Annotated in this window: 11 protein-coding genes; 7 read left to right on the plus strand and 4 right to left on the minus strand. The window is 64.6% G+C overall.

The genetic code is table 11. The annotated features are described in order from the left end of the window. Positions 1 to 276, plus strand: a 276-nt coding sequence (locus tag LH128_RS26145; protein ID WP_008829778.1) for an SDR family oxidoreductase, incomplete at its 5' end; no start/stop codon positions are given. Positions 277 to 863: 587 nt separating this feature from the next. Here LH128_RS26145 and LH128_RS26150 read toward each other — a convergent pair. Both LH128_RS26150 and LH128_RS26155 read right to left on the minus strand, forming a co-directional pair. Continuing rightward, positions 864 to 1,634, minus strand: coding sequence for an enoyl-CoA hydratase/isomerase family protein (locus LH128_RS26150; RefSeq protein ID WP_008832702.1), 771 nt, complete (start codon positions 1,632 to 1,634; stop codon positions 864 to 866). Positions 1,635 to 1,667: 33 nt separating this feature from the next. Further along, positions 1,668 to 2,414 (minus strand): SDR family NAD(P)-dependent oxidoreductase, encoded by a 747-nt coding sequence (locus tag LH128_RS26155; RefSeq protein WP_008832703.1) that lies wholly within the window; start codon positions 2,412 to 2,414, stop codon positions 1,668 to 1,670. A 281-nt stretch (positions 2,415 to 2,695) separates the two neighbouring features. Here LH128_RS26155 and LH128_RS26160 point away from each other — a divergent pair, with 281 nt between their 5' ends. From LH128_RS26160 to LH128_RS26175, 4 genes are all read left to right on the plus strand, one after another. Beyond that, complete coding sequence (locus LH128_RS26160) at positions 2,696 to 5,050, plus strand: TonB-dependent receptor (RefSeq protein ID WP_008832704.1); 2,355 nt, start codon at positions 2,696 to 2,698, stop codon at positions 5,048 to 5,050. Positions 5,051 to 5,113: 63 nt separating this feature from the next. After that, the gene (locus LH128_RS26165; protein ID WP_008832705.1) at positions 5,114 to 6,196 is read left to right on the plus strand and encodes a zinc-binding dehydrogenase; all 1,083 of its coding nucleotides are present in this window, start codon (positions 5,114 to 5,116) and stop codon (positions 6,194 to 6,196) included. Between the two features lie 9 nt (positions 6,197 to 6,205). Further along, a complete protein-coding gene (locus LH128_RS26170; RefSeq protein ID WP_008832706.1) occupies positions 6,206 to 7,450 on the plus strand; it encodes a cytochrome P450 in 1,245 nt (414 codons plus the stop codon). Then, positions 7,447 to 7,929, plus strand: a complete 483-nt coding sequence (locus LH128_RS26175; protein ID WP_008832707.1) for a flavin reductase family protein — start codon at positions 7,447 to 7,449, stop codon at positions 7,927 to 7,929. Before LH128_RS26170 ends, LH128_RS26175 begins: the two co-directional genes overlap by 4 nt. 54 nt (positions 7,930 to 7,983) lie before the next feature. Here LH128_RS26175 and ribB read toward each other — a convergent pair whose 3' ends face one another. Both ribB and LH128_RS26185 read right to left on the minus strand, forming a co-directional pair. Continuing rightward, positions 7,984 to 9,126, minus strand: a complete 1,143-nt coding sequence (ribB, locus tag LH128_RS26180) for a 3,4-dihydroxy-2-butanone-4-phosphate synthase (protein ID WP_008832708.1) — start codon at positions 9,124 to 9,126, stop codon at positions 7,984 to 7,986. Between the two features lie 26 nt (positions 9,127 to 9,152). Then, the gene (locus tag LH128_RS26185) at positions 9,153 to 10,856 is read right to left on the minus strand and encodes a class I adenylate-forming enzyme family protein (protein ID WP_008832709.1); all 1,704 of its coding nucleotides are present in this window, start codon (positions 10,854 to 10,856) and stop codon (positions 9,153 to 9,155) included. 265 nt (positions 10,857 to 11,121) lie between these two features. Here LH128_RS26185 and LH128_RS26190 point away from each other — a divergent pair, with 265 nt between their 5' ends. Then, a complete protein-coding gene (locus LH128_RS26190; protein ID WP_008832710.1) occupies positions 11,122 to 12,234 on the plus strand; it encodes an LLM class flavin-dependent oxidoreductase in 1,113 nt (370 codons plus the stop codon). Between the two features lie 55 nt (positions 12,235 to 12,289). Next, positions 12,290 to 13,225, plus strand: coding sequence for an SMP-30/gluconolactonase/LRE family protein (locus tag LH128_RS26195; RefSeq protein ID WP_008832711.1), 936 nt, complete (start codon positions 12,290 to 12,292; stop codon positions 13,223 to 13,225). Positions 13,226 to 13,250: the final 25 nt, after the last annotated feature.

Genomic DNA, 13,250 nt, shown 5'->3' on the forward strand with positions numbered 1-13,250 from the left:
GTCTACAGCGCGACAAAATATGCAGTGCGCGCCATCTCGGAGGCGCTGCGCATGGAGCATGACGACATTCGCGTCACCATCATCGCGCCGGGCGTCGTGGAATCGGAACTGGCCCACACGATCACCGATCCGGTCGCGGCGCAGGCCATGGTCGATTTCCGCTCCATCGCGCTCACCCCGGACGCGATCGCGCGCGCCATCGCCTATGCGGTGGAGCAGCCGGCGGATGTGGACGTTAATACGCTGATCGTCCGGCCGGTCCGCTCAACAATCTGACGATGATGGGGGCATTCGCATATTGCCCCAATAACCCGCCAGCAGCCAAAGCCCTGCGCTCTCATGAATTTCTCGAAGCCTATAGAGGATAAAGGCGGCCAAACGGTGCAACCTCTCGAATTATTAATACAAAGCCGACTGCTCAAAATGGCGCTCGATCCGGTGCTCGCCCTTGCCCGAACCGACCCATGCCGGCCGTTCAGCGTCGAAATTATCGTTCCAACCTGCGCCCGGTCCGCTTTCACTTCTTGGACACTCAAGACGGGCCGAGGCGAAAGTCCGGTTCGAGGTTGGGTCGTGGGAATAACTGACATTCACGCCGCGTCGGCTGCCGCCCAAATGAAGCCTTTATAGCGCACAACCATGAACGGCGGCCCATACGATAGTCAGTCAATAGTTTGCTTGGCCACTGCTGAGCGGTGAAGTACTTTAGACTATTCGTTCGCGCAAGTAGAAGTGATGTTCCCGACACTGTACATTCGCTCAAGTGTCACTTGCTCGAACATTTTCCCCTGTTGCTAACGTGCTTTCTGATCAGATACCTTCGGTGAACCGCCAATCCGGAATTTCTCTCTTGTTCTAACCGATCAACGGCCAGTCCAAACAGGTCTTCGCCCTTGCACGATAGCGGCGTCGCGCTCGCGCGCATCGTTGCTGCCTGCGTAACGCTCGATCTCCTCGAAGCGGCTGCTCAGCGCCGCCTCGAGCGGGAGCGCCAACCCTCGCGCGACGGCGGCCTTGGCGGCCCGGTTCGCCAGCGGAGAGGCCTTGTTGATCCTCGCGGCCCAATCCATCGCCGCCTCGGACAACCCGGCAAGCGGAACCAGTTGATTGACGAGCCCGAAGCGTTCGGCCGCCCTGGCGTCGATCCGTTCCCCGGTGAGGATCATCGCCATCGCCACATGATGCGGCAACCGGCGCACAGCCCGATGCACCACGCCGCATTCGCCGATGATGCCCCGGCGGGTTTCCGGCAGGCCGAACTGCGCATTCTCCGCAGCGACTATGACGTCGGCGCACATCGCCAGTTCGAACCCCGCGCCGACGCAGAAACCCTGTACGGCCGCGACCAGCGGCTTGCTCAGGGGGACGAGCGGCCCGCCGATGCCGGTCAGGCCGCCGCCAACGGCCAGGCGCGGCGCCGCCGGTCTGGCTTCGGACATGTCCGCGCCGATGCAGAACGCCTCGTCGCCTTGCGCCGTCAGCACGACCGTCCAGATCTCCGGATCCTCGTCCACCTGCCGCCAGAACCGCGAGAGCAGGAGGTCCATCCCGAACGTCAGCGCGTTGCGGGCTTCGGGGCGATTGAGATGGACGCGCGCCGTGCGCCCTTCAACGAACAGTTCGACTTGCGCCATCGCCGCCCCCTTTCCCGCTTCCGGTCATGACGCTCAGTGAGCGAGCATGCCGGCATCGACGAGATGTTCGGCGCCGGTGATGTAGGACGATTCGTCCGAGGCCAGGAACAGCACCAGGTTCGAAACCTCCCGCGGGTCGGCGATCCGGCCCAGCGGGATCTGCGCCAGCGCCTCGCCGCCCACTTCGTCCGTCGCCTCGACCATCATCGGGGTCTGGATGAAGCCGGGATGGACCGAGTTCACGCGGATGTTGTGCTTCCCGAACTCCATCGCGGTCGCCTTGGTCATGCCCCGTACCGCGAACTTGCTGGCTACGTAGGCAAGGCTGGGGAAACCGTAGTTGGCCGCCATTCCCGCGATCGAGGAAATGTTCACGATCGAGCCGCCGCCCCGCTTGAGCATCGCCGGCAGCACCGACTTCATGCCCAGGAACACCGAATGCTGGTTCACCGCGCAGACGAGGTGATAGTCTTCCTCGGTCAAGTCCCTGGTATCGGCGAGCGGGCCGAGGATACCGGCGTTGTTGACCAGGATATCGACGCCGCCGAAGTTCGTGACGGCCGCGTCCACCACCGCCGGCCATTCGGCCAGCCTGGTCACGTCGTGCTTCACGAAGACGGCAGCGGCACCGATCTCGTCCGCCAGTGCCTGTCCCGCCGCTGCGTTCAGGTCGGTCAGCACCACCTTGGCCCCCTGCTCGGCGAAAAGCCGGGCATGTGAGGCGCCCATGCCCCGTCCTGCGCCCGTGATGATGGCCACTTTGCCAGCGAGTCGCGCCATTTGGATTCTCCCATGCGAGTTGTCGAATATCAGCCTATTATTGATTTGGCAGACAACAGGTTGTCAAGCCCATGGCGATCATAGTCACTCACAGATAGCGGAAATCCTGTCCGCCAGAAATCAGCGATTTACCTGTGATTTTCACGTTCGCCTCGCAAAATCCGGACAAATTCGTCCGCGCAGAAGCCTTTCCAAATTTCCGCTTGACCGTAGACTAATGGTTATTAGTTTAGAGCGAAGACCACGGGGCCTACGAGGGTCCGGGAAAGGGAGAAACTGCAATGACGTTCCGTTTCGGCGCGACCTCTACGATGGCCATCGCCACTGCGATGCTGGCGATGCCGGCTCATGCCCAGAGCGGCGCGGAGGCCGCCCAGGCCAAGGATGCCAAGCCCGAGATCGAGGAAATCGTGGTCACCGCGCAGCGCCGCGAACAGTCGCTTTCCAAGGTTCCGGTATCGGTCTCTGCATTCAACGCCGACGTGCTTCAGGACCGCAACGTCACCAGCGAACAGGGCCTTGCGGCGCTTGTCCCAGGCCTTGTCGTCAAGAGCGGGCAGAACTCCAACCAGCTCAGCTTCACCTTGCGCGGGCAGACACTCGATCCGTTCTCCGGCTCCAGCCCGGCAGTGCTGACCTACATCAACGACGCCCCGATGACCGAGGGCAACACCTCGACCGCCTTCTTCGACTTCAGTTCCGTGCAGGTGCTGAAAGGCCCGCAGGGCACGCTGTTCGGCCGCAACGCGACCGGCGGCGCGATCCTCTACGAGACGACCAAGCCCGGCGACGTGTTCGGCGGCTACCTCACGATCAAGGGTGGCGAGCGCAACTACATCCAGGCCCAGGGCGCCATCGACCTGCCGATCTCGGACGTCATCAAACTGCGCCTTGCGGGAGACTACAACAAGCAGGACGGCTACATCCGCAACGTCAACACCGGCAGCACGCTGGGCGACACCGATGCCAAGTCCGGCCGCGTTACCCTGGTGATCGAGCCGTCTTCCGGGTTCAAGATGACCACCGTTGCGCAGTACAGCGACTTCGGTGGAACAGAGGGTGCCGGCGGCCTCTATTCCTACCATGCCTGCGGCGAGACCAACAACGGCTACCAGCTCACCGCGACGCTGGACTGCGTCTACAGCATGAACAGCCCCTTCGCGCCGACGCTGGGCGACGGGCCGATGGGCGACGGCACCTGGCCCGGCGCGGTCGCCGGCTACCTCGCCTGGCAGCAAGCCAACCCCTACAAGGTCTGGCTGAGCTACGACCTGCCGCACAAGGCGCACACCGCCTTCGTTACTAACACCACGGAGATGGAACTGGGCGACGACGTTATGCTGAAGAACATCTTCAGCTATGCCGATGCCTTCGCCCGCACGCCCGGCATCCTTTCCGGATCGCCCTTCGGCTCGCTCAACCTCTACAACAACAGCGGTCTCGGCAACGGACCTCCGGGCGGCGAGGAATTCTCGACCAAGCGCATTTCCAACGAACTGCAGCTTCAGGGCAAGACCGGTCGCCTCGAATACATCGTCGGCGCGTACTACTCGTGGTCCCGCAAGAAGGAATACATCCCGGTCATCGTCGGATCGGAACTGGCGACGCCGCTGGCCGACATCGCCTATTATTATACCAACGACGATGAATCCAAGGCCCTGTTCGCCCAGCTCAGCTACGAGCTGACCGACAAGCTGACGGTGACTGCGGGCGGACGCTACACCTGGGAGCAGATGCGCCTGCGCCAGAACCCGGGCAGCCTGTTCAACCTCGATGGCGATACCCCGCTCAAGCAGAAGGCCAACCTCAAGGATCCGAGCTGGACGTTCAACATCCAGTACCAGATCAACCCGCAGAACATGGTCTACTTCGCGCAGCGCGGTTCTTTCCGGGCCGGCGGCTTCAACGGCGCGGTCGTGCCTTACAACAACACGAACTTCTTCAAGAACGAGAACACCTACGACTTCGAACTTGGCTACAAGTTCAACGGCTACATCGGCGGCGTGGCATCGCGGGTCAATATCGCCGCCTATCGCCAGATCGTGACCGACGCCCAGCATTCGATCTACGCGCTGGTGAACGGCAACCCGGCCGCATTCACCGTCAACGTTCCCAAGAAGCGCATCCAGGGCGTGGAATTCGACGGCAACTTCCGCCTGAGCGAATGGCTGGAAGTCGGGTTCTCCGGCGCCTACACCGACGCCAAGTTCACCAGGAATATCGTCGACTTGTCCTCTGCTACCGGCGTGGCCGGACTGACCATTCCCTTCGACACCTATACCGATGCACCGAAGTGGGCGGGCTCGGTCTATGCCGAAGTGGGACTGCCTGTGCCGGAAAGCGCCGGTGAGGTGAAGTTCCGCACCGACGTGTTCGGGCAGAAGATGACGTACTTCTCGAACAACGAAGGCTCGATCACGCCGCGCACGCAGTTGCCGGGCTACGTCACCGTGGACATGCGCCTGAGCTGGAACAACGTCATGGGCAGCAACGTGACCGTCGCCGGTTACGTGAAGAACCTGTTCGACAAGCTCTACTACAACTCGGGTTACGTCGAAGGCGCCAGCGGCGGCTTCAACACCGCGATCTGGGGCGCGCCGCAGACTTTCGGCGCCGAAGTTACCTACCGCTTCTGATAGGATGCGATCCGCCCCGTCCGCCTGTGCGGGCGGGGTAGACGCAAAGAGAGGATAAACGTCATGCGCGGCAGGGCCACCGTACTGGTCGAGAAGAACCGCCTGGAAACCTGGGACTTGCCCATCGCCGATCCGCAGGCGGGCGGCATCCTTGTGCGCACGGTGGTGGGCGGGGTCTGCGGCAGCGACGTCCACATCGCCTCGGGCGAGGCGGGCGAGATGCCCTTTCCCATCATCCTTGGCCACGAAGGTGTCGGCCGCATCGATAAGCTGGGCGCGGGCGTCGCCAAGGACTACGCAGGCGTCGACGTGAAGGTGGGCGACCTCGTCGTATGGTCGCCGATACCGCTGTGCGGGCGCTGCTATTCATGCTCCGTGCTGCAGCAGACCCCTTGCGAGAACACGCAATACTTCGAGCATGCGAACAAGCCGAACTGGGGCAGCTATTCCGATTTTGCCTGGCTGCCGAGCGGCATGTCGTTCTACCGCCTGCCCGACCATGCCGATCCGCTGGCGGTCGCGGCATTGGGATGCGCGCTGCCCACGGTGCTGCGCGGGTTCGACCGCTGCGGCCCGATCGCGCTGAACGACGCGGTGGTGGTGCAGGGAGCGGGGCCGGTCGGGCTGTCCGCCGTGCTGGTCGCCGCGCAGATGGGCGCGCGCTGCATCGTGGTCATCGACAAGGCCCCCGCCCGTCTCGCCGCCGCGATGAAGCTGGGCGCGACCGCCACCGTCTCGCTCGACCTGCCGGTGGAGGAACGCCGCCGCGCCGTCTACGATCTCACCGGCCCGGGCGGCCCGGACGTGGTGGTCGAAGCCGCCGGCGTGCTGCCCGCCTTCCCCGAGGGTGTTGACCTGACCGGCCCGCACGGCCGCTACATCGTGCTGGGCTTGTGGGGCGCGATCGGCACCCAGCCGATTTCGCCGCGCGACCTGACGGTGAAGAACCTGACGATCGGCGGCGCGGCCTTCCCAGCGCCGCGCAACTACTATCACGCGATGCATCTCGCCGTGCGGCTGCAGGACAAGGTGCCGCTGGCGGACCTCATCAGCCACCGCTTCTCCATCGCCGATGCGGGCAAGGCGCTCGAAGCCACCCGCACCGGCATCGCGACCAAGGCCGTCATCGACCCTTCCATCGCCTGAGGACATGTCATGAGCACAGCGCAGCTTGAAAAGCACCGCAGCATCGTTCCGGGTCACGTGCCCGCCCACCTCGTCCACGACGTCGACATGTTCGCGCCCGACGGCATCGAGGACGGCTTCCACGAAGCCTGGGGCCGGCTGCAACAGGACGGCATGCCTGACCTGATCTACACGCCGCTGACCGGCGGGCACTGGATCGCGACACGCGGCGAACTGATCGACGAGATCTACCGCGACCCCTCGCGCTTTTCCAGCGAGATCATCTTCCTGCCCAAGGAAGCAGGCGAGAAGTACGCCATGGTCCCTACCCGCATGGACCCGCCCGAGCACACGCCGTATCGCAAGGTGCTGGACAAGGGCCTCAACCACACCGCCATCCGCCGCACCGAGGAGCAGGTCCGCCAGACCGCCGCCGAGTTGATCGACGGCTTCGTCACAGATGGCCGCTGCGATTTCGGCAAGCAATATGCCGGGATCTTCCCCGTTCGCGTGTTCCTCGCCTTGTGCGACCTGCCCGAAAGCGACGCGCCGATGCTGGGCGAACTCGCCAACGACATGACGCGTCCGCCCGGTCGCACGCCCGGCGAACAGGCCGCCGCGCTCGACAAGGCGAACCAGGGCTTCTTCCGCTACGTCGAGCCGATCATTGCGGCGCGGCGCGGAGGCACCGGCACCGATCTCATCACGACGATGCTCAATTCCGAGATCAACGGCGCGCCGATGCCCGACGACAAGGCGCTGGGGCTGATCTCGCTGCTGCTGCTCGGCGGGCTGGACACGGTCGTCAATTTCCTCAGCTTCATGATGCTGCATCTCGCGCGTAATCCCGAGACGGTAGCGGAACTGCGCGAAGACCCGTTGAAACTCCAGCGCAGCGCCGAGGAGATGTTCCGCCGCTTCGGGGTCGTCTCCGACGCGCGCATGGTGGCCTATGACATGACCTATCGCGGCGTCGAGCTGAAGAAGGGCGACATGATCCTGCTGCCGACCGCGCTGCACGGGCTCGATGCGCACGCCAACGATGATGCCTGGACGCTCAGGCCCGGCCGCACCGGCATCGCCCATTCCACCTTCGCGCAAGGGCCGCACCGCTGCGCAGGCATGCACCTCGCCCGCCTCGAAGTGATCGTGACCTTGCAGGAGTGGCTGAAGCGCATCCCGCAGTTCACGCTCGCCCCCGATGCGAAGCCGGTGTTCCATTCGGGCATCATCGGCACCGTCGAAGGCGTGCCGCTGGTCTGGGACCGCGCATGATCGCCGAGCCCAGGGAATTTCGCCGTATCCTCGGCCACTACCCCACCGGCGTCTGCGCCATCACCGCCATGGGCGAGGATGGCAGGCCGGTGGGGCTCGTCGTCGGATCGTTCACTTCGGTTTCGCTCGACCCGATGCTGGTCGCGTTCTTTCCCGACAAGTCCTCGACGACATGGCCCAGGGTTGAGGCTGCCGGTCGCTTCTGCGTCAACGTTCTGGGCGATAGCCAGCAGGCCGTGTGCAGCGCCCTTTCGGCCAAGGGCGAGGACAAGTTCGCAGGGCTCGATTTCGCGTTGTCGGCGCTCGGATCACCGATCATCCACGGCGCCCTGACCTGGATCGACTGCGAACTGGACACCGTGCACGAGGCGGGCGACCACTACATCGTGCTCGGCCGGGTGCGCGGGCTCGACGTGCACCATGAAGGCAGCCCGCTGATCTTCCACAAGGGTGGTTACGGCAAGATACTACCGCTCTGAAAGTTCGAGAAAGAGGGGGAACCGGCGTCTGCCGCTTCCCCCTTTTGCTGCGTCCTATCCGTCGGCAAGCCGCAGCGACGCCACCGGTTCTTCACCGCGCAGCGCGGCGCGCGCGGTCACCGTCAGCCCGAACCCTTCGAGCGCCACGAGCTTGGCCTGGCTCGACGTCAGCAACGTCATCTGCCCCACCCCCAGATCCCGCAGGATCTGCGCACCGATGCCGTAGTCGCGGGTCGCATGCGTCTCGTGATAGGTCTTGCGCCCACCGGCGACGCGGCGGGAGATCGAGGTCGGATCGGGATCGCGGACGAACACCGCCACCGCCGGGCCGGAATGGCTCGATATCGCGCTCAGGGCGCGCGGCACGTAATCGCGGTGCGCGGCGGTCCAGCCGAACATGTCCGCGGTGATGTCGACCTGATGCACCCGCACCAGCGTATCGACGTTCGGCCGCACCTGCCCCTTCACGATGGCGACATGCTCGCCGCCGTCCAGCAGGCAGCGATAGACGTGAATGGTCAGCGGCCCTTCACAGTAATGGCTCTCGAACGGCGCGCTCACGACACGCTCGACCTGCTTCTCCGAACGGCGGCGATAGGAGATCAGGTCGGCGATCGTCCCGACCTTGAGCCCGTGCTTCCCCGCGAATTCGAGAAGTTCGGGCAGGCGGGCCATCGTCCCGTCTTCGTTCATCACCTCGCAGATCACGCCGGCCGGGGTGAGGCCCGCAAGGCGCGAGATATCGACCGCCGCCTCGGTATGGCCGGCGCGCACCAGCACCCCGCCGTCGCGCGCCGTCAGCGGAAATACATGCCCCGGCGATACCAGATCGGCCGCGCCGGAGTTGGGGTTCACGGCAACGAAGATCGTATGGGAGCGATCGCCCGCGGAAATTCCCGTCGTCACCCCCTCCCGCGCCTCGATGGAGACGGTGAAGGCGGTGCCGTAACCGGACTCGTTGCGGCGCGCCATGGGCTTGAGCTGCAGCTCATCCGCGCGGGCCCTGGTCATCGCCAGGCAGATCAGGCCGCGCGCATGGGTGGCCATGAAGTTGATCTGCGCGGGCGTGGCGAACTGGGCGGGGATGATGACATCACCCTCGTTCTCCCGGTTGTCCGCATCGACGAGTATGTAGGGGCGGCCCTCGACCGCCTCCCGGATGATTTCCTCGATCGGAGAAACTTGAACCTCGGGCATTCCTCTCATCCTTGTGTTGTGTGTCTTCACGCTCTGCTGACGGACATGTCCCAGACCAGCTTCAGCGCCTTTTCCTTGAGCTGCGCCTTCTGGACCTTGCCGGTGCCGGTCTTGGGCAGTTCCTCGTCGGTGATGAACCAGATGTCGCGCGGCAGCTTGTACGCGGCCACCTGCCCGGCCATGAACGCCTCGATTTCGCGCGCGGAGATCGCGCTCCCCTGCGCCCGCACCACCCATGCGCAGCCGCACTCGCCATAGCGATCGTCGGGCATGCCGATGAAGAACGCTTGCGAAATGTCCGGATGGCGGGTCAGCAACTGCTCCAGTTCCTTGGGCGAGACCAGTTCGCCCCGGCTCTTGTAGAGTTCCTTGGAACGGCCGGTCAGGAACAGGTTGCCGTCCGCGCGGAACTGGCCGAGGTCGCCCATCCGTATCCACCCGCCGGGCAGGAACAGTTCGGCAGTGGCGTCGGGACGGCGGAAGTAGCCCTTGCTGTTCATCGGACTGCGGCAGCACAGTTCGCCGGGACTGCCCCAGGGCAGGTCGGCGCCGGTTTCCGGGTCGATCGTCTTGAATTCGGCGATGCGGCCGCCCTGATCGGGCATGCCCGCGATGCCCGCCTCGACGATGCATCCCTGCGTTTCGGATACCACGTCGATCGGATCGCCGGGGCTTGTGCACACCACCGTCGCCGTCACTTCGGTCTGGCCGTAGCTGGTGATGATGTCCTCGCACCCGAAGGTCGCCTGGATCCGTTTCCAGACCCAGCTCGGCGTCGGCGCGGCCGCGCTGTGGATCGCGGTGAGCGAGGAGAAATCGTAGCTTTCCTTTTCCGCCTGTTCCAGCAGCGCGATCGTCATCGTCGGCACGCCCATCAGGTACGTCGCGCGGTGCCGCCCGATCGCGGTGAGGATCGCGTGCGGATCGAACTTCAGCAGGGGAATGATCGCCCCGCCCACCACCATGCCCGAAAGCAGCCCGACCACCAGGCCGAACCCATGGTAGAGCGGCAAGGAGAACACCGCCCGGCGCCCCTCCTCGAACGCCTGATGATAGGCGCCCGCATAGGCCGCGCGCATGAGGTTGTCGTGCGTGATGGCGACGCCCTTGGGCGATCCGGTCGTGCCGGAGGTGAACATGATTACCGCAAGGTCATCCGCCGAGACGGGCACGGCGATCTCTCCGGCATCGCCATCGCCGGCAAGCGCCTGCACGAAATCGGCCGGAGCGTCGCGATCGAACACCAGCCCGCCCTTGAGTTCGGGCGCGTCGGCGCAGGCGCCGCCCAGCCAGCCGGGCAGGACAGCATCGAGCATCGCCGGAAAATCGCGCGAGCCGAAACTGCGCATCACCACGAGCAGCGCGCACCCGGCCTCACGCACGGCATAGGCCAGTTCATCGGGCCGATAGAGCGTGTTGATCGGCACCGCCACCGCGCCTGCGCGCCAGATCGCGAAAAGCAGCGGCACCGTCATCGGGTCGTTCGCCATGACGAGGCCCACGCGGTCCCCGGCCGCAATGCCGCGCGCCGCCAGCCCCGAGGCCAGCTTGCGCGACAGCGCCGCGACCGATCCGTAATCGAGCACTTCGCCGTCCGTGACGACCAACGGACGTGCGGCAAAATCCGCCTGCGTCCAGTCGAGATAGGCGTGCAGCGTCCACGACAGCCATTCGGGATGCCGGTCGGCCATCGCCCGCCTGCGGCTCGTCACGCTGCCCATGCTCGTCATCACAACTTCTCCCTAACTCTCGTTAAATTATTCCACGACAGGTGCTGCGGTCAAGCCAGTCCGTGCGATCGCTTCCGGAGCGCCGTAATTCGTACGCTTTGAATGGAATGACGGCCTTTTTACAGGGATATCCGGCAAAAATGCGCGCCTTTTCCGGAATTACCCGCATGCCTCTCCAGCTGCCTCACCCGCAAAAACAGCCTTGCATTGATCGCCTAATATATATTAGGTTGAACGCAACGAATCAAGGATTGGAGATCGAGTCATGGAAGTTGGGTTGGGGCTGACGTTTCAGAACCTGCACGATCAGGTGTCGGACGTTGACGTGTTCCGGCACGAACTTTCGCTCGCGGCGCGCGCGGAAGACCAGGGCTTCGATTCTGTCTGGACGCCGGAGCACCACTTCACCGGCTACATGATGACCCCCAACGTGCCGCAGTTCCTTTCATGGGTCGCGGGCCAGACCAAGCGCATCAAGCTGGGCACCACCGTCACCGTGCTGCCCTGGCAGAACCCGGTGCGCATCGCCGAGAGCTTCCTGCTGCTCGACCAGTTCTCCGAAGGCCGCGCGGTGCTCGGCATGGGGCGCGGTCTCGGCAAGGAAGAGTTCGACGGCTTCGGCGTCCCCATGGGCGAGGCGCGCAAACGGTTCCGCGAATATGCGGAGGCGCTGCTGCAGGGCCTCGAAACCGGCGTGATGGAATACGACGGCGACTATCTGAAGCAGCCCCGCGTCGAACTGCGCCCGCGCCCCTATTCCAGCTATCGCGGCCGCGTCTTCGCCTCGGCCGTCTCGCCGGAGTCCGTGAAGCTGATGGCCAACCTCGACGTCGGCCTGATGATCATCGCCCAGAAGCCGTGGGACAAGGTGGACGAGGATCTCGCCACCTATCGCGACCGGTTCAAGGCGGTGAACGGCCGCAATGCGCCAAAGCCCGTCGTCGTATGCTTCATCGCCGCGAACGAAGACGCCGCCAAGGCCAGGGAGATGCGCGACAAGTACCTTGTCGAATATGCCCGCTCGACCTCGTCGTTCTACCAGTTCGGCAACAAGGAATTCGCCAACATCGAGGGCTACGAATACTACGGCGCCCTCGCCCGCAGCGTCGAAAAGCACGGGATCGAGAAGTTCAACGAATTCCTCGCCGACCTGCAGATCTGGGGCCGGCCCGAGGAAGTGGTCGAGAAGCTCAAGGTGATGAAGGAGCGCTTCGACGTGGGCAAGTTCATCATCTATACCCAGTTCGGCGACATGCCCTTCGACGTCGGCCTCGAAAACTACGAGCTGATCGCCCGCAAGGTACTCCCCGCGCTCAAGGACATCGACGTTTCGGTCGATCCGGTGGAGAGCGCGGCGGGCTTGCAAACGGCCGGCTGATCCCCGACCAGACCTGACACGCCGGGCACACGGCGAAGACCGGAGAGAATGCGCGATGATGGAAGGCGATGGCTGGCGCTGCCTGTGGGACGCCAAGGCGATCCTGGGCGAAAGCACGGTATGGGATGCCCGCGACGGCTGCATCTACTGGGTCGATATCGAGGCGCCCGCCGTCCACTGGTACGCGCTTGAAACCGGCCGCAAGCAAAGCTGGTCCACGCCTGCGTGGGTCAGCGCGCTGGCCCCGCGTGCAAGCGGCGGCTTCATCGCCTCCAGCGCCGACGGGCTGGTGCATCTCGACCCTGCCCGGCGGCTTTACAAACCGATCCTCCACCCGATCCCCGACCCCGGCAAGGCGCGCCTCAACGACGGCGTGACCGACCGCAAGGGCCGCTACTGGACCGGATCGTGCGACACCGCGCAGTGGGACGACAGCACCACCGCCGACGACAAGGAAAGCTCGCTCAAGGACTTCGACGTGCGCAGTACCGGCGAACTCTATCGCCTGGATGCGGACGGCTCGGTCTCGACGCAGGAGCGCGGCATCGTCACTGCAAACGGCCCGGCGTTCAGCCCGGACGGGCGCACCGCCTACGTCAACGATTCCATGCCGCTGGTCACCTGGGCCTATGACCTCGACGACAACGGCGAATTGTCCAACCGCCGCGACTTCCTCAACTTCACGCCCGAGGACGGCTACCCCGACGGGATGGCGGTCGATGTCGAGGGCTGCATCTGGATGGCCTTCTACGAAAGCTGGAAGCTGCGCCGCTTCGCGCCGGACGCCACCTTGCTGGAAGAACGCCAGCTACCGGTGATGCGGGGCCTGCGCCCGGCCTTCGGCGGCGCGAACCACGACCGCCTGTTCCTCGTCACCGGATCGCAGGGGTATTCCGATGCGCGCTTTACCCAGGAGCCGCTGGCCGGCGGACTGTTCGAAATTCTCTCGCCCCCCGTCGCAGGCCTGCCGACAATTCCCTTTGCCGGATGACCCTTCCGCGCAATCGGGGCTTCCA

The sequence above is a fragment of the Sphingomonas sp. LH128 genome (assembly GCF_000293195.2).
In the GTDB taxonomy this organism is placed as follows: domain Bacteria; phylum Pseudomonadota; class Alphaproteobacteria; order Sphingomonadales; family Sphingomonadaceae; genus Novosphingobium; species Novosphingobium resinovorum_A.

Coding starts and splice junctions, on each gene's coding strand:
- LH128_RS26150 (WP_008832702.1), bottom strand. CDS start 1,634: ATGGCGCAAGTCGAACTGTTCGTTGAAGGGCGCACGGCGCGCGTCCAT.
- LH128_RS26155 (WP_008832703.1), bottom strand. CDS start 2,414: ATGGCGCGACTCGCTGGCAAAGTGGCCATCATCACGGGCGCAGGACGG.
- LH128_RS26160 (WP_008832704.1), top strand. CDS start 2,696: ATGACGTTCCGTTTCGGCGCGACCTCTACGATGGCCATCGCCACTGCG.
- LH128_RS26165 (WP_008832705.1), top strand. CDS start 5,114: ATGCGCGGCAGGGCCACCGTACTGGTCGAGAAGAACCGCCTGGAAACC.
- LH128_RS26170 (WP_008832706.1), top strand. CDS start 6,206: ATGAGCACAGCGCAGCTTGAAAAGCACCGCAGCATCGTTCCGGGTCAC.
- LH128_RS26175 (WP_008832707.1), top strand. CDS start 7,447: ATGATCGCCGAGCCCAGGGAATTTCGCCGTATCCTCGGCCACTACCCC.
- ribB (WP_008832708.1), bottom strand. CDS start 9,126: ATGCCCGAGGTTCAAGTTTCTCCGATCGAGGAAATCATCCGGGAGGCG.
- LH128_RS26185 (WP_008832709.1), bottom strand. CDS start 10,856: ATGACGAGCATGGGCAGCGTGACGAGCCGCAGGCGGGCGATGGCCGAC.
- LH128_RS26190 (WP_008832710.1), top strand. CDS start 11,122: ATGGAAGTTGGGTTGGGGCTGACGTTTCAGAACCTGCACGATCAGGTG.
- LH128_RS26195 (WP_008832711.1), top strand. CDS start 12,290: ATGATGGAAGGCGATGGCTGGCGCTGCCTGTGGGACGCCAAGGCGATC.